The organism is Streptomyces sp. NPDC050759 (assembly GCF_044456945.1).
Classification (GTDB): domain Bacteria; phylum Actinomycetota; class Actinomycetes; order Streptomycetales; family Streptomycetaceae; genus Streptomyces.
In genome coordinates this window covers 234,128-255,111 of sequence record NZ_JBITGI010000009.1, presented here as the reverse complement: position 1 = coordinate 255,111, position 20,984 = coordinate 234,128, and the positions used below count along the sequence as shown (strand labels likewise).

21 protein-coding genes and 1 pseudogene are annotated in these 20,984 nt (G+C 68.9%); 11 read left to right on the top strand and 11 right to left on the bottom strand.

The genetic code is table 11. From position 1 onward, the window contains the following. The first annotated feature begins 88 nt into the window (after window positions 1-88). Window positions 89-1,099, top strand: coding sequence for a 4-hydroxy-3-methylbut-2-enyl diphosphate reductase (locus tag ACIBJB_RS26630; protein ID WP_398933767.1), 1,011 nt, complete (start codon window positions 89-91; stop codon window positions 1,097-1,099). 29 nt (window positions 1,100-1,128) lie between these two features. Continuing rightward, window positions 1,129-1,890, top strand: a complete 762-nt coding sequence (gene ppgK / locus ACIBJB_RS26625) for a polyphosphate--glucose phosphotransferase (RefSeq protein WP_398933765.1) — start codon at window positions 1,129-1,131, stop codon at window positions 1,888-1,890. Between the two features lie 11 nt (window positions 1,891-1,901). Here ppgK and ACIBJB_RS26620 read toward each other — a convergent pair whose 3' ends face one another. After that, complete coding sequence (locus tag ACIBJB_RS26620) at window positions 1,902-2,420, bottom strand: DUF6542 domain-containing protein (RefSeq protein ID WP_398933763.1); 519 nt, start codon at window positions 2,418-2,420, stop codon at window positions 1,902-1,904. 177 nt (window positions 2,421-2,597) lie between these two features. Here ACIBJB_RS26620 and ychF point away from each other — a divergent pair, with 177 nt between their 5' ends. Continuing rightward, complete coding sequence (gene ychF / locus ACIBJB_RS26615) at window positions 2,598-3,686, top strand: redox-regulated ATPase YchF (protein WP_398933761.1); 1,089 nt, start codon at window positions 2,598-2,600, stop codon at window positions 3,684-3,686. Window positions 3,687-3,796: 110 nt separating this feature from the next. Here ychF and ACIBJB_RS26610 read toward each other — a convergent pair whose 3' ends face one another. The 3 genes from ACIBJB_RS26610 to ACIBJB_RS26600 all read right to left on the bottom strand — a co-directional run bounded on the left by ACIBJB_RS26610 (window position 3,797) and on the right by ACIBJB_RS26600 (window position 5,596). Next, a complete protein-coding gene (locus tag ACIBJB_RS26610; protein ID WP_398933759.1) occupies window positions 3,797-4,378 on the bottom strand; it encodes a Uma2 family endonuclease in 582 nt (193 codons plus the stop codon). 457 nt (window positions 4,379-4,835) lie between these two features. Beyond that, on the bottom strand, window positions 4,836-5,204 hold the full coding sequence (locus tag ACIBJB_RS26605; protein ID WP_398933757.1) for an MmcQ/YjbR family DNA-binding protein: 369 nt from the start codon (window positions 5,202-5,204) through the stop codon (window positions 4,836-4,838). Beyond that, entirely contained in the window at window positions 5,201-5,596 is a 396-nt protein-coding gene (locus ACIBJB_RS26600; protein WP_398933755.1) for an MmcQ/YjbR family DNA-binding protein, read from the bottom strand. Before ACIBJB_RS26600 ends, ACIBJB_RS26605 begins: the two co-directional genes overlap by 4 nt. Window positions 5,597-5,830: 234 nt before the next feature. Here ACIBJB_RS26600 and ACIBJB_RS26595 point away from each other — a divergent pair, with 234 nt between their 5' ends. The 4 genes from ACIBJB_RS26595 to ACIBJB_RS26580 all read left to right on the top strand — a co-directional run bounded on the left by ACIBJB_RS26595 (window position 5,831) and on the right by ACIBJB_RS26580 (window position 10,157). After that, window positions 5,831-6,676: a helix-turn-helix domain-containing protein gene (locus ACIBJB_RS26595; protein WP_398933753.1), complete on the top strand. Its 846-nt coding sequence runs from the start codon at window positions 5,831-5,833 to the stop codon at window positions 6,674-6,676. A gap of 350 nt (window positions 6,677-7,026) precedes the next feature. Continuing rightward, window positions 7,027-8,463, top strand: a complete 1,437-nt coding sequence (locus ACIBJB_RS26590) for a carboxylesterase family protein (protein ID WP_398933751.1) — start codon at window positions 7,027-7,029, stop codon at window positions 8,461-8,463. 77 nt (window positions 8,464-8,540) lie between these two features. Then, window positions 8,541-9,515: an alcohol dehydrogenase catalytic domain-containing protein gene (locus ACIBJB_RS26585; protein WP_398933749.1), complete on the top strand. Its 975-nt coding sequence runs from the start codon at window positions 8,541-8,543 to the stop codon at window positions 9,513-9,515. Window positions 9,516-9,785: 270 nt separating this feature from the next. Continuing rightward, on the top strand, window positions 9,786-10,157 hold the full coding sequence (locus ACIBJB_RS26580; RefSeq protein WP_398933747.1) for a DUF1330 domain-containing protein: 372 nt from the start codon (window positions 9,786-9,788) through the stop codon (window positions 10,155-10,157). Window positions 10,158-10,415: 258 nt separating this feature from the next. On the opposite strand, the gene ACIBJB_RS26575 is transcribed toward ACIBJB_RS26580, so the two are convergent. From ACIBJB_RS26575 to ACIBJB_RS26555, 5 genes are read right to left on the bottom strand one after another with little or no spacing between them, the layout of a single operon-like run. Further along, entirely contained in the window at window positions 10,416-11,516 is a 1,101-nt protein-coding gene (locus ACIBJB_RS26575) for a PDR/VanB family oxidoreductase (protein WP_398933745.1), read from the bottom strand. A gap of 23 nt (window positions 11,517-11,539) precedes the next feature. After that, a complete protein-coding gene (locus tag ACIBJB_RS26570) occupies window positions 11,540-12,451 on the bottom strand; it encodes a metal-dependent hydrolase (protein WP_398933743.1) in 912 nt (303 codons plus the stop codon). 17 nt (window positions 12,452-12,468) lie between these two features. Next, window positions 12,469-13,395, bottom strand: coding sequence for an alpha/beta fold hydrolase (locus ACIBJB_RS26565; protein ID WP_398933741.1), 927 nt, complete (start codon window positions 13,393-13,395; stop codon window positions 12,469-12,471). After that, window positions 13,392-14,537, bottom strand: a complete 1,146-nt coding sequence (locus tag ACIBJB_RS26560; RefSeq protein WP_398933739.1) for a hypothetical protein — start codon at window positions 14,535-14,537, stop codon at window positions 13,392-13,394. Before ACIBJB_RS26560 ends, ACIBJB_RS26565 begins: the two co-directional genes overlap by 4 nt. After that, window positions 14,534-15,445 (bottom strand): SDR family oxidoreductase, encoded by a 912-nt coding sequence (locus ACIBJB_RS26555; protein ID WP_398933737.1) that lies wholly within the window; start codon window positions 15,443-15,445, stop codon window positions 14,534-14,536. The genes ACIBJB_RS26560 and ACIBJB_RS26555 overlap by 4 nt, the downstream gene beginning before the upstream one ends. 154 nt (window positions 15,446-15,599) lie before the next feature. Between ACIBJB_RS26555 and ACIBJB_RS26550 the strand changes: the two genes are divergently transcribed. The 4 genes and pseudogenes from ACIBJB_RS26550 to ACIBJB_RS26535 all read left to right on the top strand — a co-directional run bounded on the left by ACIBJB_RS26550 (window position 15,600) and on the right by ACIBJB_RS26535 (window position 18,556). Then, window positions 15,600-16,241 carry a TetR/AcrR family transcriptional regulator gene (locus ACIBJB_RS26550; protein WP_398933735.1) on the top strand — a complete coding sequence of 214 codons (642 nt, stop codon included), beginning with the start codon at window positions 15,600-15,602 and terminating at the stop codon, window positions 16,239-16,241. Window positions 16,242-16,704: 463 nt separating this feature from the next. After that, the gene (locus ACIBJB_RS26545) at window positions 16,705-17,517 is read left to right on the top strand and encodes an oxidoreductase (RefSeq protein ID WP_398933733.1); all 813 of its coding nucleotides are present in this window, start codon (window positions 16,705-16,707) and stop codon (window positions 17,515-17,517) included. Between the two features lie 64 nt (window positions 17,518-17,581). Beyond that, complete coding sequence (locus tag ACIBJB_RS26540) at window positions 17,582-18,094, top strand: nuclear transport factor 2 family protein (RefSeq protein ID WP_398933731.1); 513 nt, start codon at window positions 17,582-17,584, stop codon at window positions 18,092-18,094. 100 nt (window positions 18,095-18,194) lie between these two features. Continuing rightward, a pseudogene (locus ACIBJB_RS26535) lies at window positions 18,195-18,556 on the top strand (TetR/AcrR family transcriptional regulator). A 53-nt stretch (window positions 18,557-18,609) separates the two neighbouring features. Here the strand turns inward: ACIBJB_RS26535 and ACIBJB_RS26530 are convergent. Both ACIBJB_RS26530 and ACIBJB_RS26525 read right to left on the bottom strand, forming a co-directional pair. Next, window positions 18,610-19,734: a hypothetical protein gene (locus ACIBJB_RS26530; RefSeq protein WP_398933729.1), complete on the bottom strand. Its 1,125-nt coding sequence runs from the start codon at window positions 19,732-19,734 to the stop codon at window positions 18,610-18,612. Window positions 19,735-19,759: 25 nt separating this feature from the next. After that, complete coding sequence (locus ACIBJB_RS26525) at window positions 19,760-20,782, bottom strand: patatin-like phospholipase family protein (protein ID WP_398933727.1); 1,023 nt, start codon at window positions 20,780-20,782, stop codon at window positions 19,760-19,762. Window positions 20,783-20,984: the final 202 nt, after the last annotated feature.

The window sequence follows — 20,984 nt, the reverse complement described above, 5'->3', positions numbered from 1 at the left end:
CACGGTGATCGCCGCCCAGATCTCCGGGTCAGTCTTCCCGGGAAGGTAACCGGCACGCGATCTTTGACCGGCCGGACGCGGCCTTACGATGGGAGGCATGACTGCTTCGCCTGGCCGCCGTGTCCTGCTCGCCGCCCCCCGTGGCTACTGCGCGGGTGTGGACCGCGCCGTGATCGCCGTCGAGAAAGCCCTGGAGCAGTACGGCGCTCCGGTCTACGTCCGGCACGAGATCGTCCACAACAAGTACGTCGTACAGACCCTGGAGAGGAAGGGCGCCGTCTTCGTCGAACGGACGGAGGAGGTCCCGCCGGGCAACATCGTCATGTTCTCGGCCCACGGCGTCGCCCCCGTCGTCCACGAGGAGGCCGCGCGCGGCAAGCTCGCCACCATCGACGCGACCTGCCCGCTCGTCACCAAGGTCCACAAAGAAGCCGTCCGCTTCGCCAACGAGGACTACGACATCCTCCTGATCGGGCACGAGGGCCACGAGGAGGTCATCGGCACCTCCGGCGAGGCCCCCGACCACATCACGCTGGTCGACGGCCCCTCGGACGTCGCCAAGGTCGAGGTCCGCGACGAGTCGAAGGTCGTCTGGCTCTCCCAGACCACGCTGTCCGTCGACGAGACGATGGAGACCGTAGACGCCCTCAAGGAGAAGTTCCCGCAGCTCATCTCCCCGCCCAGCGACGACATCTGCTACGCCACGCAGAACCGTCAGCTCGCGGTGAAGCAGATGGGCGCCGAGGCCGAGCTGGTCATCGTGGTCGGTTCCCGCAACTCCTCCAACTCCAAGCGGCTCGTCGAGGTCGCCAAGCTGGCCGGCTCCCGCGAGGCCTACCTCGTGGACTACGCGAGCGAGATCGACGAGGCCTGGCTTCAGGGCGTGACCACGGTCGGCGTGACCTCGGGCGCCTCGGTGCCGGAGGTCCTGGTCGAGGAGGTCCTGGAGTGGCTGTCGCAGCGCGGTTATGGCGACGTGGAGCTCGTGAAGGCGGCCGAGGAGTCCATCACCTTCTCGCTGCCGAAGGAACTGCGCCGCGACCTGCGCGAGGAGGCGGCGGCGCTGGTCGCGGAGCGTAAGGGGACCTCGCAGGCGTGACTGTCAGTCGTCCGTCGTAACGTAGGGCCATGCAGATCTTCGGCTTGGACATCGGCGGATCCGGGATCAAGGGCGCCCCTGTGGACCTGGACAAGGGCGACCTCACCCAGGAGCGCCACAAAGTGTTCACCCCGCACCCGGCGACGCCCGACGGCGTGGCCGACGGGGTGAAGCAGGTCGTGGACCACTTCGGGTGGATGGGACCGGTCGGCCTGACCTTCCCGGGCGTGGTCACCGGCGGCTCGACGATCCGTACGGCGGCCAACGTGGACAAGAGCTGGATCGACACCGACGCGCGCGCGTTGTTCAGCGAGCGGCTCGGCGGACTCCCGGTGACGGTCGTCAACGACGCGGACGCGGCGGGCGTCGCCGAGATGAACTTCGGCGCGGGCAAGGACCGCAGGGGCACCGTCATTCTGCTCACCTTCGGCACCGGCATCGGCAGCGCGGTCTTCGTCGACGGCGTCCTCGTCCCCAACACCGAGCTGGGCCACCTGGAGCTGCACGGCCACGACGCCGAGAAGAAGGCCTCCAGCAGGGCCAGGGAGGTCGAGGAGCTCACTTGGGAGCACTGGGCCCACCGCGTCCAGAAGTACCTCGCCCATGTCGAGATGCTCTTCTCGCCCGAGCTGTTCATCGTCGGCGGCGGCGTCAGCCGCAAGTCCCAGAAGTTCCTGCCCCACATCGAGGGCATCAAGGCCGAGATCGTCCCGGCGCAGCTGCAGAACAACGCGGGGATCGTGGGGGCGGCGATGAGGGCGGTGGAGGGGCAGGGAGTCGCGGGGGCGTGACATGGCCCTCGTCAGCGTGAGCGGTGCCGTACCAGGCGGATCCTGCGGACCAGCGCGATGACGCCGGCGGCCAGCGTGCCGGCGTAGAGCCAGCCGGCCTGTGTGGCCAGCGCGGTGAACAGGCCCATCAGGCGGCCCGAGGTGCCGCCGCTGCTGTCGGCGACGGGGACGAGCCCGGCGGCGAACGCGATCGGGACGATGATCGGGGCGGTCAGCAGATCGCCCCGGCGCATCCAGACCGCCGTCAGCACACTCACCGGCACGAACAGCACGCCGTACACCGTCAGCGACGAGCCGAACAGCAGTGAGACGAGGAAGCCGAGCGTGAACATCAGCCCGGCGCAGAACAGGCCGCCGCCGAGCCCGGTGAGCCGGGGGTTGGGGAACCGTCGCAACGTCTGGACCACGGGCGGCGGAGGGCGGCGGGGCGCCGCCGGCCGTCGCTCACCGCGGGCCTGCGCGGGCAGCGGCGCTCCCGGGGCCGGGCGGCGCGTTCCGTTGTGCGGGGGGCGGGTCCTGTGATGCTCCACTGGACCAACCTAGGTCTGTTTATGTGTGGAATCGCTCCTCGGACACGCGGTGGGAAAGACCTTGGCCATGCGTTCGAGAGGTCCGCCGGAGCGTGCTGCGGCACGCCGTAGACTGGTGGATCGGCCCCCTGGCCGCCAGTCTCCTCACGTCTCCTCTCACGTACGGGAAGTCGCAACGTGTCGCTCACGATCGGAATCGTCGGTCTGCCGAATGTCGGCAAGTCGACCCTGTTCAACGCCCTGACCAAGAACGACGTGCTGGCGGCCAACTACCCGTTCGCCACGATCGAGCCGAACGTCGGCGTGGTCGGCGTCCCGGACCCGCGGCTGGCGAAACTGGCCGAGATCTTTTCCTCCCAGAAGATCCTCCCGGCGACCGTCGACTTCGTGGACATCGCGGGCATCGTGAAGGGCGCCTCCGAGGGCGAGGGCCTGGGCAACAAGTTCCTCGCGAACATCCGTGAGTCGGACGCGATCTGCCAGGTCATCCGCGCCTTCAAGGACGAGAACGTCGTACACGTCGACGGCAAGGTCTCGCCCAAGGACGACATCGAGACGATCAACACCGAGCTGATCCTCGCCGACCTCCAGACCATCGAGAAGGTCCTGCCCCGCCTCCAGAAGGAGTCGCGGATCAAGAAGGACACCGTCCCGAAGGTCGCGGCGGTGGAGGCGGCGAAGGAGATCCTGGAGAAGGGCGACACCCTGTTCTCCGCGGGCATCGTCCAGGGCTCCGGCAACGAGGAGCTCCTGCACGACCTGCACCTGCTGACGACGAAGCCCTTCCTGTACGTCTTCAACGTCGACGAGGACGAGCTGGTCGACGAGTCCTTCAAGGACGAGCAGCGCGCCCTGGTCGCCCCCGCCGAGGCGATCTTCCTCAACGCCAAGCTGGAGGCGGACCTCGCCGAGCTCGACGAGGAGGACGCGATGGAGCTCCTGGAGTCGGTCGGCGCCGAGGAGCCGGGCCTCGCCACCCTCGCCCGCGTCGGCTTCAACACCCTCGGCCTGCAGACCTACCTCACGGCCGGCCCCAAGGAGTCCCGCGCCTGGACCATCAAGAAGGGCGCCACCGCCCCCGAGGCCGCCGGAGTCATCCACACCGACTTCCAGAAGGGCTTCATCAAGGCGGAGGTCATCTCCTTCGACGACCTGGTGGAGACGGGATCGGTGGCCGAGGCTCGCGCCAAGGGGAAGGCGCGGATGGAGGGCAAGGACTACGTGATGCAGGACGGGGATGTGGTGGAGTTCCGGTTCAATGTGTGACCTTGCGGTTACGTTGCGCTAGATGCTTTGTCAAGCACGCAGGTCAGAAGGGGTCAGGCTCTGGCGAGCCCGGCCCCTTCCGTGTTCCCGTGCTGACTTGGTGCTGATTCCTATGTGCTCCGCGGCGGGGTGAGCCTGTCGAGATCCAGGCTGATCTCGAAAGGCACTGGCCGCTTCAGGGTGCCCCGGAAGATGCCGGCGGGCGCGTAGACGCCGGTCGGCTCGTCGAGTTCGTAGACGTGGACGACAGGGGCGCCGTCCTCGTCCTCGATGCACCAGTAGTGCGGGATGCCGGCCTCCGCGTACTTGCGCAGCTTGACCGTGCGGTCCCGGTGCGCGGACTCGGGTGAGACGACCTCGATGACGAGTCGCACCTCATCGGGCGTGAACCAGGTGCGGTCGCCGTCGTAGGCGGCCGTCGTCAAGAGCAGATCGGGCTCGGGCCGGTTTCGCTCGTCGAGCCTTATGGTCATCTCGCGGCCGACGCTGACATCGCTGGGCGCCTGCTCCATGAGGGCGACAGTGAGCATGGTGACGAGGTGGCCATGCCACCACCGCTGGGGCGACATCATGAAGACGAGGGCTCCGTCGATCAGCTCGGTGTGGCGGGGCGCCTCGGGGAGGCGGTCCAGGTCCTCCGCGAACCAGCCTTCCTCGCGCGGCGGGCGCATCCAGTCGGGCAGTGCGGTCATGGCTAAACCGTAGCGACTCGGCGAGGTCCGGGCCACGAGATCGTCAAGGGGCGACCGCCTTCCTGGCCGTCCTGGAACCATCGGGCCTGCCGCCCGTGCTGATTCTGTGCTGACTTGGATCTCTCAGGAGCCCGTTTCTGCAGGTGAGAGCGTTGGTGTGGGCATTCCGCTTCAATGTGTAGTGGGTGACCACTTCTCCGGCTGTGATCATTCTTTGCGGGCGTCGGCGGGTCAACCGCGTCGCCGGCGGGCACGCAGAGCGGTCCAGTGGCGCAGGCGCTCGGTGATCTGGGCTTCGTAGCCGTTGCGGGTGCGCTGGTAGTACGTCCGCGGTCCATTTCGTCGGGGAAGTGTCCGGGTCGTCTCGGGTCGGAGGCGGACGTGTGCGGGCGTGGTGAGCCTTGCACGGGACACTGACAGACGTCGGCTCAGCCGCTCGTGGGGAAGCTCGCGGCGCTCATCGGGCACCGGGGCGGTCGCGTCGCGGCAGCCGCTCGGTGACCAGGTCGTAGGAGTTCTCGACCGCGTCGGTGACCAGCCGCTCGGTGACGCCGGGGCCAGGACCGAGCGAGATCCAGTGCCGTTTGTCGAGATAGCGGCCCGGTGTGATCGAGGCGTAGCCGCGTACGTGCGCGCGGGCGTGTTCGGGTTCGCACTTGACCGTGATGATCTGATCGTCCGGGTCGTCGGTGACGATCAGGAAGACCTTGCCCGCGACCTTGTACACGTCGAGTCCCGGGGTGAAGGGGTATCCGTGGCTGACGTCGGGGAGGGCCAGGGCCGCGCGGCGGGCGGTGTCCTGGAGCCGGTCGCCGGCCGCGCTCATCGGGCCGCCCGTTTGCCGGTGCCGTAGGCGTGCGGGTCGACGGGCCGCTCGGCCCGGGGGAGTTGGGCGACGACGAGCAGGTAGGAGTCGGTGACGAGCTCCCTGACGAGTTCCTTGTCGACGCCTTCCCCGCCCTCCAGGGTGATCCAGTGCTTCTTGTTCATGTGGTAGCCGGGGGTGATGTGGCTGTACTGCTCCCGCAGGGCCTGGGCCTCGCCGGGGTCCGCCTTGAGGATCACGACGGGACGCCCCGGGACCTCGGTCATCAGCATGAACACCTTGCCGCGCACCTTGAAGACCTCCCAGTCGGGGCCGAAGGGATGCTCCAGCCGGGCTCCGGGGAGTTCCTCCGCGCAGTCGGCGGCGGTCCTGTGCAGGGTCGGTCCGTTCATGGGTGGTGAGCCTTCCCGGGTGGTGACGGACTGTGGCATCGAAGGAGGCGGAGAGCGCGCCGCGCAGGCGCGGTGATAGGTCCCATCCTTCCGTCGAAGCCGACTGCCAAGGGGGTAGGCTGCGGACACGTGATGGTCGACAAGCGACACTCCGGGCCCCGCAGGCAGGCCGGACCAGCCGCGGTTCCGCTGTACGGTTTCGAGCCCCCGGTCGGTACTCCCTACGGCCTTGAAGTGAGTACCGTCGAGGACTTCTTCACCCAGCACGACGACTGGCCGTGGAACCCGCCCCGTCCGGGCCGCGCCACCTTCCACTACCTGATCCTGGTCACCGAGGGTGAGCTGCGCCACGACGTCGAGTACGTCACGCGGACGGTGGCCCCCGGTCAGTGGCTGTGGGTGCGTCCCGGGCACGCGCAGTGCTGGCATCCGCCCGGCGCGGCCCGCGGCCCGTTCATCCTGTTCGAACCGGACGTGCTGCGGCCCGACCTCGCCCGTCTCCTCGCCCCGCTCACCGCGCACGAGGCCCCTGCCGTGCTGAGCCCGCACCCCGACGACGCCGCCTGGCTCCAGCAGACGGCACTCCAGCTCCTGGACGAACACCGCGCACTGGGGCGCCGCCCCCTCGACGTCCATCACGCCCTGCGGCGCAGCCTGCTCGAATCGCTGCTGCTGCGCCTCGCCAACTCACCGGGCATCGCCCCCGTCGGCACGGCCACGGCCGGCACGGGCCGTGCCGACAGGTTCGGGCGGTTCCTGGACGCCCTGGAGCTGCACTTTCGCGAGCTGCACCAAGCCGCGGACTACGCCGAGTTGCTCGGCTGCTCGGTCCGCACCCTCAGCCGCGCCGCCCGGGAGGCCACGGGCAAGGGGGTGCGTGAACTCATCGACGAACGCCGCCTCCTGGAAGCCCGGCGCCTGCTGGGCGGTGCCCGGTGGGACGCCCGGGCTGTGGCGGTCCACCTCGGCTTCACCGACCCCGCGAACTTCGGCCGCTTCTTCCGCGACCGCACCGGCCTCACCCCGGCCGCCTTCGCGGCCGGCGAGGCCACGACCGTCCTGCCTCCTCTCTCTGGTTGACGATCTCGGCGGTGTCCGGCCGGGGCTCAGACGACGGCTCGGAGTGCCGAACATCTGCTGTTGGACTTTCGGTCCGGCCGACCACACCCGGAGACCGTTTGCCGCACCGCGGCGGCTCGACCTCGACGACAGCTCATCGGGGCCGCCGCCCCATGCGGTGCCTGCTCGGCCGGCCAAGGTCCTCCAGGCCCGCTGAAGTGAAACCCTGAAGTGTCACCTGCTGACCATCAGGTGACCGCTACCCGCCGGGCGGCTCGTTGGATCCCGGGCAACGATGGGGGACGTCGCCGCACGCAACCAGCCGTCGAAGCACCGCGCGACATACCCGAACCGCGCCGGAAGGACATGTCATGACCGCCTCCGCTCCCAAGGCTCCGACTGCACCAGGGGTGCGGTCCTGGTGGGGGATCACGTTCGCCACCGCCGAGCGGTATCGCCGTCCCGTGGTCGCGGACTTCGATCCGGACCGCCCCTACGACCGCAAGGGCGTCGTCTCTGTCCAGCCCGACAGCGGCGACTGGCTCGAGGCGGACAGCGGGATGGGTGAGGACTGCCTGAACCTGAACGTGTGGGCCCCCGAACAGCCCGCCGACAAGTCGCTGCCGGTGACCGTGTACATCCACGGCGGCGGATTCGAGGTCGGCGCGAACACGCAGATCACCTCGAACGCCGCCGGTCTCGCCGCGTCAGGGCGTGTGGTGAGCGTGTCGGTCAACTACCGGCTCGGCGCACTGGGGGCGGTCTCGCTCTCGCAGTACGGCGGGCGGCTCGCCGAGGCCTGCAACCTCGGCCTGCAGGATGTCATCGCCGCGCTGACCTGGGTCAGGCAGAACATCGCCCACTTCGGCGGCGACCCCGACAACGTCACGGTCTACGGCCACAGCGCCGGCGCCTACTCCACCCTCGGGCTGCTCGGGGCCTCCTCCGCGGACGGTCTGTACCGGCGACTGGCCGGGTTCTCCGGCGCGCCCTCGCGTCTCGTCCCGGCCTGGTGGGCCGAGGAGCTCGCGGAGCGGTTCGTCACCGAACTCGGTGTCGCGGGCAACCCCGACAAGCTGATCGATCTCGACGCGGCCTCCCTGGTGGCCGCCCTCCGCAAGGTCTGCCCGACGGACCTCGGAGTCCGTGGTGGCATGGACAACCAGAGCCTCGGCGTCGTCCTGGACACCGAACAGCCCGGCGGAGTACTGCACGCCCACCCCATGGACGTCCTGGCGTCGGGCTCGCACCGGGACATCGACGTACTCCTGAGCACGGCCAGTGACGAGATGGGCTGGTGGGTGGCGAACGACCTGGACCGGTTCGACCCGCACGCCGTCGACCGCGTCACCGACGAATTCGCCGGGTGGCGCATTCCCCGCTCTCGCGCCAAGAGGATCGTCGACACCTACGACCAGGGCGGCAGCACCCCTGCCGAGGTCCGCGCCGCGGCCCTGACGGACTACATCTTCACGCTCCCCGCCGCTCGCGGTGCTCTGGCCCACGCCGCCGCGGGCGGCAACGCCCATCTGCTCATGATCGGGCCCGCCGAGGGTGCGCCCGCCGTGCACGGCACCGAGATGTACGCCCTGGTTGGCCAGGAACGGCCAGGGCGTAGCCCCGAACAGGCCGACCGTGACACGCGTGTCCGCGACATCGTCCTCGACTTCGCCACCGGCGAGCACACCCGTCTGTGGCCCGCCGTCACGGACCGGCCCACCTCGGGAAGTGTCGGCAACCCTCCCTACGAGGCCGGCGCCCGGTACCAGGCGGTCCTCGACCTGTTCGAGAACATCGCCCGCCCCTGAGGTTCACCTGGCGATCCGGAACAGGGCACCAGAGGGCGAACAGAGGGAGGAACTCGACACAGAGGGAGGAATTCGACATGAGTCAACCGACAGCAGGGGGCGACCCCGCGCCGGCGACGATGCGGGCCGTCGTCGTCACCCGGCCCGGCGGCCTCGACGCACTGGAGATCAAGGACGTCCCGGTGCCCGTCCGCAAGCCCGGCTGGGTGCGGATCAGGGTGAAGGCGTTCGGCGTCAACGAATCCGAGGTCACCACCCGCAAGGGAGAGTCGGACGCGGTGGTCACCTATCCGCGCATCCCCGGCATCGAGGGTGTCGGCGTGATCGACCAGGCCGACGAGGAAGGCGGGCTGCGACCGGGACAGCAAGTGGCCACGATGATGGGCGGCATGGGCCGCTCGTACGACGGCGCGTACGCCCAGTACGTGAGCGTCCCCGCGGCACAGGTCATCCCCTTCGAGACCGGCCTGCCGTGGGATGTCGTCGGTGCGCTGCCGGAGATGTTCCAGACCGCATACGGATCGCTGACCACCGGCCTGGACCTCAAGCCCGGGCAGACGCTGCTGATCCGCGGCGGCACCTCCACGGTCGGGCTGAGTGCGGCCACGCTCGCGAAGGACCTCGGAGCCACCGTGCTGTCCACCACCCGCAGCCGGCGGAGGGCAGGGGAACTGCGGACCGCGGGCGTCGACCATCCCCTCGTTGACAACGGGACGATCGCCGACCAGGTGCGCGAGCTGATGCCGGAAGGTGTCGACGCCGCACTGGAGCTCGTGGGCTGCTCGGTCCTCGCCGACACTCTCCGCACCGTCCGTCGCCACGGCACGGTCTGCTTCACCGGAGCCCTGGCAGGCCAGTGGACGATCCCCGACTTCACCCCGTTCATGATCCCGGGCGGGGTGCGGCTGACGTCCTACGGCGGTCAGGCCGCCGGACGCCTCAACGTCCCGGTCGCGAAGGTCTACCACGGCCTGGAACAGGTCCGTGACGCCCAGGCCGACGTCGAGTCCGGCACCACGCCGGGCAAGCACGTCGTCGTCCTGGACGACTGAGGCCCGGACTCCTGAGAGGCCCGGGCACATGGTTCCCGCTCGGACTTGCACGTGAAAACCGATCGGTTTACGATGAGGAACCGATCGGTTTCTCGTCGCGGAGCCGGGCGGGTCCCGAACTACCCGGCGGCACGGAAAAACGTACTCAGATTCCCGCGGACTCAGTCTTCACCCGAGCGCTGGAAGTGCGTTCTTCATATCCAGTCTCCTAGATGGCGCAAATCGCGACCGACGTCAACATCATCATTGGTACCGGAAAGGGTATGGGTAATGGGTGCAAACTCGCAAAAGAAGAAGTTTTACGCTCTGAATATGTTTGACGTGACCGACGTGGAGAAGTACCTTGCGTATTTCAGCCGTTTGCCTGAAGTGGCTCCGCAATATGGCGGTCGAATGGTGGCGTTTGGTCGTTTCCGCGACAACGTAGCCGGTGACCTCGCGCCACGGCAGGTTCTGTTTCTCGTTGAATGGGAGTCCGAGGAGGCGTTCAACACCTTCCGGGACGACCCGGACTTGGCCGACTTGCATCCGCTGCGGGAGAGCGGGGCGGCGTCCTATATCTGGCAGACGTTCGATGGTCTCGACATGAGTGACCCCGCCGACGTTTCGCTCGACGATGTACTGGCAGTGCTCAAGCCTTGAAACCCGCTCGCTACGGAGCCGGATGAGTCAGCTGACGAGTCGTCGGCTCGGCGGTCCAGTGGGTACTCCCGCGGCGTGTTCGCTGATGGCTTGTCAGGGGCGGTTTTGGCGGACCGCCCCTCCAAGTCATGCGGATCACGTGCTAACACCACTGGCCGGCCGCGGCCACGCTTCTCGGAGAAGCGGATGAGGGCATCGGCCTCCGACGGCATGCGAGGGCGTCACGCAAGACTTCCTCCACGGGCGCTCGGACATCGCTCATACGTCCAGCACCAACCGCTCTCCTTCCGGTGCACGCGAGACGCAGGGCAGCATGGCGCCGGCCGCACGTTCGTTGGCTGTGAGCCGACGGTCGCGGTGATCGACTCGGCCCTGGGCCACCCGTATCCGGCAGGTGCCGCAGAACCCCTGGCGGCAGGAGAACGGCAAGTCCGGCAGGGCCTCGTGGAGAACATCCAGGGCGGAGCGGTCGTACGGCACCGGCAGCACCCGTCCGGCGCCGCCCAGCTGAAGTTCGAAGGGACGGCCGTCCGTGATCGGGGCCGGGGCGAAACGCTCGAAGTGCAGGGCTGACGCGCGGCTACGACCGAACGCGCGCCGAACGCCGTCGATCATGGGCGCGGGTCCGCAGCAGTACACCGCAGTCGCCACCGGGCTCAAGCTCAGCAGATCGGCTGCCTCGGGCACCCCTGACTCGTCGTCAGGACGGATGGAGACCCGGCCAGGGGCTGCGGCCGCGAGTTCGGCCAGCTCTGCCGCGAAGGGCATCGAGCCGCGGCTGCGGCCGGTGTGCACGAGCCTCCAGTCCAGGCCGCGTCGGGCGGCTTCCCGAGCCATCGGCAGGATCGGGGTGATTCCGATGCCGCCCGCGATGAGCAGGATGGATGCCTCGGCGGCGAAGGGGAAGGCGTTGCGGGGTCCGGTGATCGCGACCCGCGTACCGTCTCCGACGGTGTCGTGCACCTCGGCCGAACCGCCTCCGCCGTCGGCGATGCGGCGCACCGCGATGCGGTACCCGTACCGGTCGGCAGGGTCGCCGCACAGCGAGTACTGCCGCCTGCGGCCGGAGGGCAGGTGGAGTTCGACGTGGGCACCGGGCTGCCAGGGCGGGAGTGTTCCCCCGTCGGGTGCTGCCAGCCGCAGGGAGACGACATCTTCGGCCTCCTGGTGCTTGGCGGCGACCACCAGTTCACGGATCACGGGCATCTCAGTGGCCCGCGGGCGCCTGGGAGGAGTACTGCGCCGCGCGAGGCGCTTGACCGCGTTGTCGCTGAAAGCCGCCAGCTTCCGCATGAAGGAGTCGCCGCGCGGCCTGCCGTACAGGTCCGGCGGCTGAGTGACGGGTGTGCTGATCTCCATGGGATGCCTTGCTGCTTGCCGGCTCATCGGGCGGCCGCCCGGGCAGCGGGGGACGCCGCCAGGTAGGCGACCGCCTGCTGGGTCGAGCCCTCCTGGGTCGGGTGGTAGCCGGGGCGGAAGTAGCGCAGCACCGAGCGGGCGAACGCGCCCGGCGGGGGCAACAGGTCTTTGCGGGCCGCGGTCAGGTAGTCGCGGAAGCGGACCTCGACCCGATCGTCGAGTTCGGGGTCGGCGCTCATCAGGAAGCGGACTCCGCGAATCCACAGCCGGGTCAGCACCGGAGCGGTGACGAGCATGCCGACCACTCGGCGCCGGTAGCGGGGATCGAGGTGCACCAGCAGGTCGAACGCGACCGAACGGTGTTCGACCTCCTCCGCGCCGTGCCAGCGGAACAGATCGAGCATCGCGGGGTCCGCGCCGGCCTGGTCCAGGTGCCCGTTGCTGAGAATCCAGTGACCCATGTACGCGGTGAAGTGCTCGAAGGCCGCTATGAGGGCGAGCCGTTGGAGGAGGTGCGCGTGTGCGGCGGCCGGCGTCAGCTCCGGCCGGTCTCCGAGCACCCGTCGGAAGATCCATTCGGACTGCAGGGTGTACGGAGCCGGGTCAAGACCCTTGGCGAGCAGGTGCTCCAGGACCTCCTGGTGCGCCTCGGCGTGCATCGCTTCCTGGCCGATGAAGCCGCGTACGTCCTCGCGCAGCCGGTCGTCGGTGATCAGTGGCAGTGCCTGCTCGAAGGTGCGCACGAACCAGCGTTCGAGCTCGGGGAGCATGAGGTGGAGCACGTCGAAGGTGTGGGTCGCGAAGGGCTCACCCGGCAGCCAGTGCAGGGGGGTGGTGCCCCAGTCGAAGGTGACGTCCCGGGGTTGCAGCACCAGGTCGTGGTGGTCGATGGGCTCGGACGGACGGTGCGGGTGGGGGCGTGCGGCTCGGAACATGACAGGTTCTTTCTCCGTCAGTGGTCGGTGTGTGCGAGAGAGTCGTCCTCCACGCGGTCGGTGAATTCCGCGATCCGGGACGCGACCTCCTCGGGGTGGCTGAGCTGTACCCAGTGCCCGGCGTCGATCGGGCGCCGTTGTATCCGGCGCGTCCAGTGCTCCACTCCGTACGACAGCACCGGGGTGACGCAGAAATCCCGGGTGGGGATGATGAGCTGAACCGGGACGGTGGTCGTCCGGTCCCGGGGTCGCAGCAGGCGGGGCAGCATGTTGGCGCGGTACAGCGCGCTGCCCGTCACGGCGTCGCGGGCCAACGTCGGCGCGGGGTAGGGGGTGTGCCCGGGCACGCCTTGGGAGCCGGTGAGGAAGGCGCGCCAGCGGTGGCCCAGTGCTCGCCAGGTCAGGGCGGGCAGCAGCGGAAGATGGAAGTAGGCGACGTACCAGGACCGTGCGGCCTGCCGCAGCAGCTTCGGCAGATCCGGATGCCGCGGCCGAAGGCGGGCCCGGATCAAGTGGCCGACGTGGTCCAGGCAGGGTCCGGAGATGGACGTGAACGAGGCGATCCGCCCGGCCAGGCGGGTGCCGGTGACCGATTCCCAGGAGTGGATCGATCCCCAGTCGTGTCCGACCAGGTGCACCGGGCGGTCGGGGCTCACGGCGTCGAGAACCGCCTCCAGATCAGCCTCCAGACGCGACATCCGGTAGGCGCGCAGCCCCCTGGGCCGGTCGGAGGCACCGGCTCCCCGCACGTCGAAGGCGGTGACGTGGAAGCGGTCGGCCAGGCGCTCGGCGACCGGGTGCCACACGGCGCTGGTGTCCGGATAGCCGTGGACCAGCACCACCGGAGGAGCCGTGGACGCTCCCCACTGGTAGGCGGCCAACTCCACGCCGTCCGCGCCTTCCGTGCGGTCGACGGTGATTCGGCGGGCGGCCGGGCCGGTCACCGGCCACCACCGGCAGGGGTCAACTCGCCGTAGTTCAGGCCGCCGTGGTTGAAGCTGGGCAGCACCGGCCACTGCCGCTTGAAGGGGGCCAGTTCCGAGGAGGGCAGGATCTGCAGCCAGCGCGGATCGCGTCGGCTGGGGTCGGCGAGGGTCTTCTCCTTGACCATGGAGTCGTACTGGTCGAGAGAGTCCTCCAGGGTGTTGGCGTTGGGCACCACCTCACGGCCGTAGAACGCGGCGTGGCGGCGCACGCCGGGGATGCGGGAGAGCTCGGGCTGCCAGTTGTCGGCCGAGATGCCGTTCTCGGAGGAGACCCACACCCCGTCGGGGGTGTTCAGCACCAGGGAGTGGTTGCCGTCCGTATGGCCGGGGGTCCACAGCAGGCTGACGCCGACACCGAGTTCGACATCGCCGTCGAAGGCGGTGACGCGCTCGTCCGGTACGCCGTCCATGCCTCCGTCGACGTACCAGGCCCACTGCATCGGGTGCATCGATGCGAAGGTGCCCAGCTCCTTGCGGTGCACCAACAACCGGGCGCGCGGGAACAGCGGTTCGCGGGGCGCCCGTTCGCCGGGAACGGTGCTGGTACTTCCCATGATCATGCGCACGTCCTGGACGTGCAGGTGGTCGAAGCTGACGAAGTCCACGTCCTCGGGTCGCAGACCGCAGGAGGGCAGGACGGTGTTCGGGTCCTGGTAGAAGCGGGCGAAGACGTGCTCGGTGAGAAAGTCCCCCGCCAGCCGCTTGAGCTGGGCGTAGTACGGCGCCTGAGCCGTTCCGGCGGCGACGGTCGGCTCCCACACCAGTGTTTTCGGCTCACCGTCGAAGCCGTCGAACTGTACGACGAGCATCCGGTTGACGATGCTCACGAACGGGTTGACGGCGAGCGCGGCGCCGTGGAAACCGAACCGGGTCGGGTACGGGGCGGCGGCGATGTCGAAACTGCGGACGGCGTGGATGCGGCCCTGCTGGACGAACCGCTCACGGTAGGCGGCCGCGGCGCGGCGCACGGCACGCAGCCGGTCACCGCGGGGCCATACGTCGTGGACACCGTCGAATTCGGGGATGGGACGCAAAGCGGCGGCGTCCTGGGCCTTCTTCGCGCTGGGCGCCGGCTTGGGCGTGGTGGTCACGGGGCTCATCCTTCGGGCAGGCGGGCGGTCCGGGTGCGCTGCTCGTAGGCCGCGCGGACCGCCCGGTCGGACAGGGCGGCGAGCTGGTCGGGGACAAGAAGGTGATGCAAGGCGTCGCGGGCACGGCCGGGCAGCACCGCGGCCAACCGGGTCAGGGCGGCCACCTGGCGTGGAACGAAGACCTCGAACCGCGGGCGCAGTACGACGTCGAGCACCGCGTCGGCCACCTGATCCGTCGTCAGGCGCCGGGTGGGGCCGGTCGCGGTGCCCACGGCCAGCTCGGTGTCCACGACGCCGGGCATCACCAGGGACACGTGCACGCCGGTGCCGCGCAGTTCGGCGCGGACGGCTGTGCTGTAGCCGTGGAGGGCGTGCTTCGTCGCCGCGTAGGTCGCCTCGCCGGCCGGGGCGACCTTGCTGGCGGCGGAGGCGATGTTCACGACGTGGCCCCGACCGCGTTTCCGCATCCCCGGGATCACGAGTTTCATCCCGCGCAGTACGCCGTGGACGTTGACGTCGAACTGGCGCAGGACGGCTTCCTCCGGTTCCTCCGCGAAGGGGCCCACCCACATGATTCCGGCGTTGTTGATCAGTACGTCGATGGGCCCGAGCCGGGTCTCGACGGTGCGCAGGAAGTCCTCGAAGGAGTGTGTGTCGGTGACGTCGAGAGACAGCCCGAGCAGTCGGCCTCCGGGATGTGCGCCGATGGCACCGGCCGTCTCCACGGCGAGCTCCGTGTCGAGATCGCCGATCGCCACGGCGGCTCCGGCCGCGGCGAGCCGGGCTGCGACGGCACGCCCGATTCCGCGGCCCGCCCCGGTGACCGCGATCACCCGACCGGTCAGCGGTGGTGTGCGGGGGAGCCGGTCGCGGTCTCTCCGGCTGAACGTGTACGGGTCTTTGGGCGGTGCTGCCACGGTCGAGCCCTTCCTTCCCTGCCTGAACACGAGCGGAACGCTGAGCGGCAAGCGGCCCCCACGCGTTTCTGACACGATGACGTGTCAGATGAACTGACAAGCTAGAGTGTCAGTTGGGAGCACACCGGTGTCAACACCTCTGCGAAGGGGAGAAATGACCGGCACACAGACCGCCGGACGGCGCTACGGCGGACGCGACGCGGCGCAACGCCAGCAGGAGCGCCGCACCCGCCTCATCCAGGCGGGCCTCGACCTGTTCGGCACGGCCGGATTCGCCTCGGCCTCCGTCAAGCAGGTGTGCTCGCATGCCGGACTGACCGAGCGCTACTTCTACGAGTCGTTCCGTGACCGCGAAGACCTTCTCGCCGGGGTCTACAACGAGCTGATCGCCACGATCACAGCCGAGACCGCGCAGGCCGCGGCCGCTGCCGCACCCGATGTCGACGCCCAACTGCGCGCCGGCCTGGAGGTCTTCATCCGCGCACTGGCCGGCGACGCCCGCAAGGCCCGCCTGGTGCTCATCGAGGTGGTGGGCGCCAGCCCCCGCCTCGAAGTGCGCCGCCGCGAGGTCCTGCACGAATTCGCCGCGATGGTCGCCGCCGTCGTCGGGCCGCTCCCTGGCCCGGAAGCCTCCTCCAACCGGCTCACCATGACCGCGATGAGCCTGGTCGGCGGAGTCAACGAACTCCTCGTGGACTGGACCCTCGGCCACCAGAACGCCACCGTCGAAGAACTGATCGACCTGTGCCACACCCTGTACATCGCGGCCTACCGAGCCATCAGCGACCAGCCCTGATCCCGCGGGCCCGGATGCCGTCAGGAGCTTGCTGCGCCTGACGGCAGCCCCATGGCCGCTCGTGCCCCTCATCCCTTCAGTCACGCTCTCGAACGCCAGGCGGGCGCCTTCCGTGTTCCGCGTCAAGGCGGTTGCGACGATCGCCTTCTCGCCCGAGTGGGCTGCAAGAGGTACGGCTGCGGGACACCGACACGCTGGGCGATCGCCTGGGTGGAGGTGTCGCAGTGGCCGGTGAGCACGAACTCGGCGGTCGCTGCGCGGAGATGACACTCCCGCGTCTCTCCTGCCTGTCAATCCAGCCAGTTCCGCCATGCCGACGGGCGCCGGTCACCTTCGCCTGAAGCCGGCCGGTGGCGCGGCCCGGGATCGGTTCGGTGCTTGAGCTTGCGGATTGGAAACCGAGCGGTTTACAGTGAGGCAAGGCGAAACCGATCGGTTTCCTTTTGAGGTTCGGGAGTGCATCATGACGACAAATCGGCCAGTGGCCCTCGTGACGGGTGCCTCCTCGGGCATCGGCAAGCAGACCGCGCTCGCGCTGGTCGCGGCGGGTTTCGAGGTGGCCGGCACGGGCCGCGACACCTCACGCGTCACCCCGCTCCAGGATGTGACCTTCTTCGACCTCGACGTGGTCAGCGACAAGTCGGTCACCGCCGTGGTCCAGCAGGTGATCGATCGGTTCGGGCGGATCGACGTCCTGGTCAACAACGCCGGCATCGGCTCGATCGGCGCGGCCGAGGAGACCTCCCTCGCGCAGGCCCAGGGCGTCTTCGACATCAACGTCTTCGGGGTCATGCGCATGGTCAAGGAGGTCCTGCCGCACATGCGTGCCCAGGGGCGCGGCCGCATCATCAACCTCTCGTCCGTGCAGGGCTTCATCCCCGCCCCCTACATGGCCGTCTACGGCGCGTCCAAGCACGCCATCGAGGGTTACTCCCAGTCGCTGGACCACGAGGTCCGGCAGTACGGCGTCCGGTCGCTCCTCGTCGAACCCGCCTACACCAACACCGGGTTCGAGGCCAACAGCGCCAAGCCCGACACCCCCCTGCAGACCTATGCCGACCAGCGGCACGTCTTCGACCGCCTGATGGCGGAGGCGATCAAGGCCGGCGACGACCCCGCCGTGGTCGCCAAGGCGATCGTCACGGCCGCGACCGACGCGAAGCCGAAACTGCGCTACGCCGCCGGCCCCATGGCCGGACGCGCACGCATGCTCCGCTTCGTTCCCGCCTGGGTCCTGGACAAGCAGATCCGCACGATGAACAAGCTCACCGGCTGACACCCCCACCGGCGCACTCCGCCACCCACAACCCCGTTCGCGCCGTTGATACCGGGAGAGACCCATGTCCGAGACCCTGCACGCAGCCGCCGCTACCGTCGCGAGATGGCGCTCCGCCGAGGAACACGGTGACGTCGACGCCGCCGTCGCCTGCCTCAGCCGGGACGTCGTGCTCAGCTCGCCGCTCACCGAGCAGTTCCGCTACGAGGGTTCCGACCAACTGCGTGACTTCCTGACCTCGGCGTTCGCGGCGGTCAAGGACGTCCGCTACCACACCCAGACCGGCGAGGGCGACACCTATGCACTGGTCTACCGGGCGCGGGTAGCGTCCCAGTCGTTCGAGGAGGTGCAGCTGCTGCGGCTCGACGACGAGGCAAAGATCAAGGAGATCACGCTCTTCGGGCGTCCGATGCCGGCCCTCACCGCCCTGATGACCACCCTGGGGCCGGAGCTCGCCCGCCAACAGGGCCGCCGGGGCCTCGCGGCGCTCATGCGCGCCAGCACCATACCGATCCACGCGATGGTCACCTTCGGGGACCGCGGCATGGTCGCGAAGACCCGGCCGGCGGCCCGGTAGACCTGAGAGCACCAGGGGTTGCACCTCATCCCCGCCGAGACGGAGCACGAGACGGCCGCTGCCCCGGCGTAGCGGAAGGCGGCTCACCCAAGAGAGGCACGTGCCCATCAGGGCGGCAGCCACGCTCACCTACCGCGACGGCGTCGGTATCGGCGTCCAGGCGCTGTGCAGGGCGGCGGGGGTGTCGAAGCGCTCCATGTACCAGCTGTTCGAGAGCAAGGACGAACTGCTGGCGGCGAGCCTGAAGGAGCGTGCCGCTGCCTTCGTGGCGAGGGCGCTGCCCCCGGCGGGCGATGGCCGTTCCCCACACGAGCGGATCCTGTACGTCTTCGAGCGGGTGGAGTCGCAGGCGGTTGCGCCTTCGACGGCGCCAGCGCCCGCGCGGGGATCGGCGCCGACAATCTGACCGGGCTCATCGCGCCCACTGCGACCACCCTGCTCGATGCGGCAGACATGCACTGATCCGCCCCGTCCTCGAGAAGTGGGCTTCCGGCCGCTGGAGGGCGACTCGAACCTTAAGTCTCGAACTTCGGTGCCGTTTGTGCCCTGTTGTCGGGGACCTTCTCCAACTGCCTGACCTCTTCCGGGTCCGGCTCCGACGCGAGTATCTTCTCCGCGCGCTGGTCGATGGTGCGGGTAAGGGCGATCTGGGCCAGCCCGAAGACCACGGCACAGGCCATGACCTCGCGCCAGGATTCAGGAGCATCGACCATCGGCAGCCATTCGGTGTCCACCAGAAGCAGCCCGATCACGGCAGTGAGTGCCCCGATGGGGAGCTTGATGAGTTCCTGGTAGAAGGGAAGGTTGTAAGGGTTCCAACTGCCGCCCATCTTCTGCAGTCGCCCCACCACATGGGTGGCCGCACCGAGCATGCCCAGAAGCATGACCAATCCGACTTCGCGGAGACCGGGGTCTGCCCGGCCCAGGCAGCCACTCGTGCAGACGGGGATCGCTCCCGCGTTGCACCAGGCCACCACGACGGTCACCGCAAGCAGGAGCGTCAGTACGCTGCCTGCTCGGATGAGCCGATTACGGAAGTTGCGGCTACGTACGGCTCGTTCCTCCTGGACCGCGTAGGCCGCTTCCAGGAGGGCCGCGACAGCCCAAGGCACACGATTGTCCTGTGGCCTGCCCTTCTGTTTCAGCTGCTCGACGAGGGCAAGGCGGGGGTCCTTCTGGCAGAGCGGGCCCGCCAGGGCGAGCACCGCATCGATCCGGGTCCAGGCCCGGACGGGTTGGGACAGCGTGATGGTCGCGACCTCGGCGGCGTGCAGGCAGGCAAGGGTGCCCTCGTATGCCTGGCCGTTCCACCAACTGGCGAGCCGCCAGCTCATTTTCTGGCTCTCGGCGGCCTGCTGCATGTGACGCTCGGCCGCGTCGAGGAGACACTTCGCTCCTGCCTGCAGCTCCCCTTGCCGGACCCCGTCGTGACCCAGGGGATCCGGTTGCCCGTACGTGGCCTTGAGTTCATAGCGCAGGACACACAAACGTGTTTGCGCGCGATGCAGCCACGTATTGGACCTGAGGTGAGGAGGTCCTGCGGCAGAGGACGCCGATGAGGCGCCCTGGGCGCCATTCCGTGTTGCTGCTCGGTGGCCGTCGGTTCTGTGCAGCCGGCCTTTGCGGATTTGGGTGTTCATGATGTCCCCCGTTCCGTTCACGGGGTCAGGCCGGTGTGCCCGCCCCGCCCCGCGTCGGGTGATAGCGGTTCAACCACTGCTCGAAGTCCCAAGTGGCCAGGAACTGCTGGGCGGCGCTGCCGCCGTTGGCGTAAAGCATCTCGGTCTGTTCCCGGGTGATGCGGAAGTCGGTCGACCGAACGTTGTCGGTGTCGACGAAGATGATGCGGTCCTGCACCTGTTTCTGATCCACGTGGATCCGGTCGTGGGCGCTGGTCATGGTGGAGACCAGCCGCCTCGCCAACTCCACGGGGTTCCGGGCGGGTTGCCACTCCTGGCCGGCCGTCTGCCGCATCGACAGTTTGATGCCGATGGTCGGCCAGCGTGGCCGTGTCGAGTCCTGCCGGTCGAACAGGGCGACGGGGAAGTTGGACAGCAGGCCGCCGTCGACGAGCACGAGCCGTCGCGACTCCTGTGGGCCGGGACGGAACTTCACCGGCCGGAAGTAGAAGGGGATCGAGGCGGAGGCACGCACAGCGTCGGCGACCTTGGCGGTGTCGGGATTCACCCCGCACAGCGCCTCGTAGTCCTCCGGCAGGTGCAGCTCACGCCCCCGGCTTATGTCGCTCACGACGACGGCCAGCTTGTAGGGCGGCGTGCCGACGGCGTCTCCCTCCTCCTCGCGCCGCAGGTGCTGGAAGGTCGTGACGTTCTTGTCCGCCAGTCGCGCTTCGATCCACGCGTGCAGAGCGTCGCCCTTGAAGACGCCGTTGTGCAGCAGCACGGCCAATGCCGCCCCGACCTTGCCGAAGTGACGCGCCGGCCCGTCCTGGAACGAGGCGAAGTCCAGGCTCCGCATCTCCTGCTCCAACTCCGGGATGGTGTACCCGGCCGCCAGCAGTGCCGCGACGATGGCTCCCGCCGACGTACCAGCCACACGCTGCACGGTATGTGCCGCGCAAAGCTCCTTCAGCGCACCGACGAGGGCGATCCCTTTGACACCGCCACCCTCCAGAACGACGTCCACGTTCTTCTTGGCCGAAGCGCCGGATACGGCATGACTGTCCATGATGATCGCCCCCGTGGCCGATGGGCGAGCCTTGATGCGGCCGGCTCCATCGCGCCTTCCTGCAGCATGCTCCGGGAAGCGCACAACGTCCAGCGCGACGGCGCGGACAAGGGGAGCGGAGGTGGACGGCGGCCGGACTCGCTGTCTGCCGTACCGCGAACATCGGTCCGATAGAGGTTCGTTGCAGACAATTGTGGCGAAC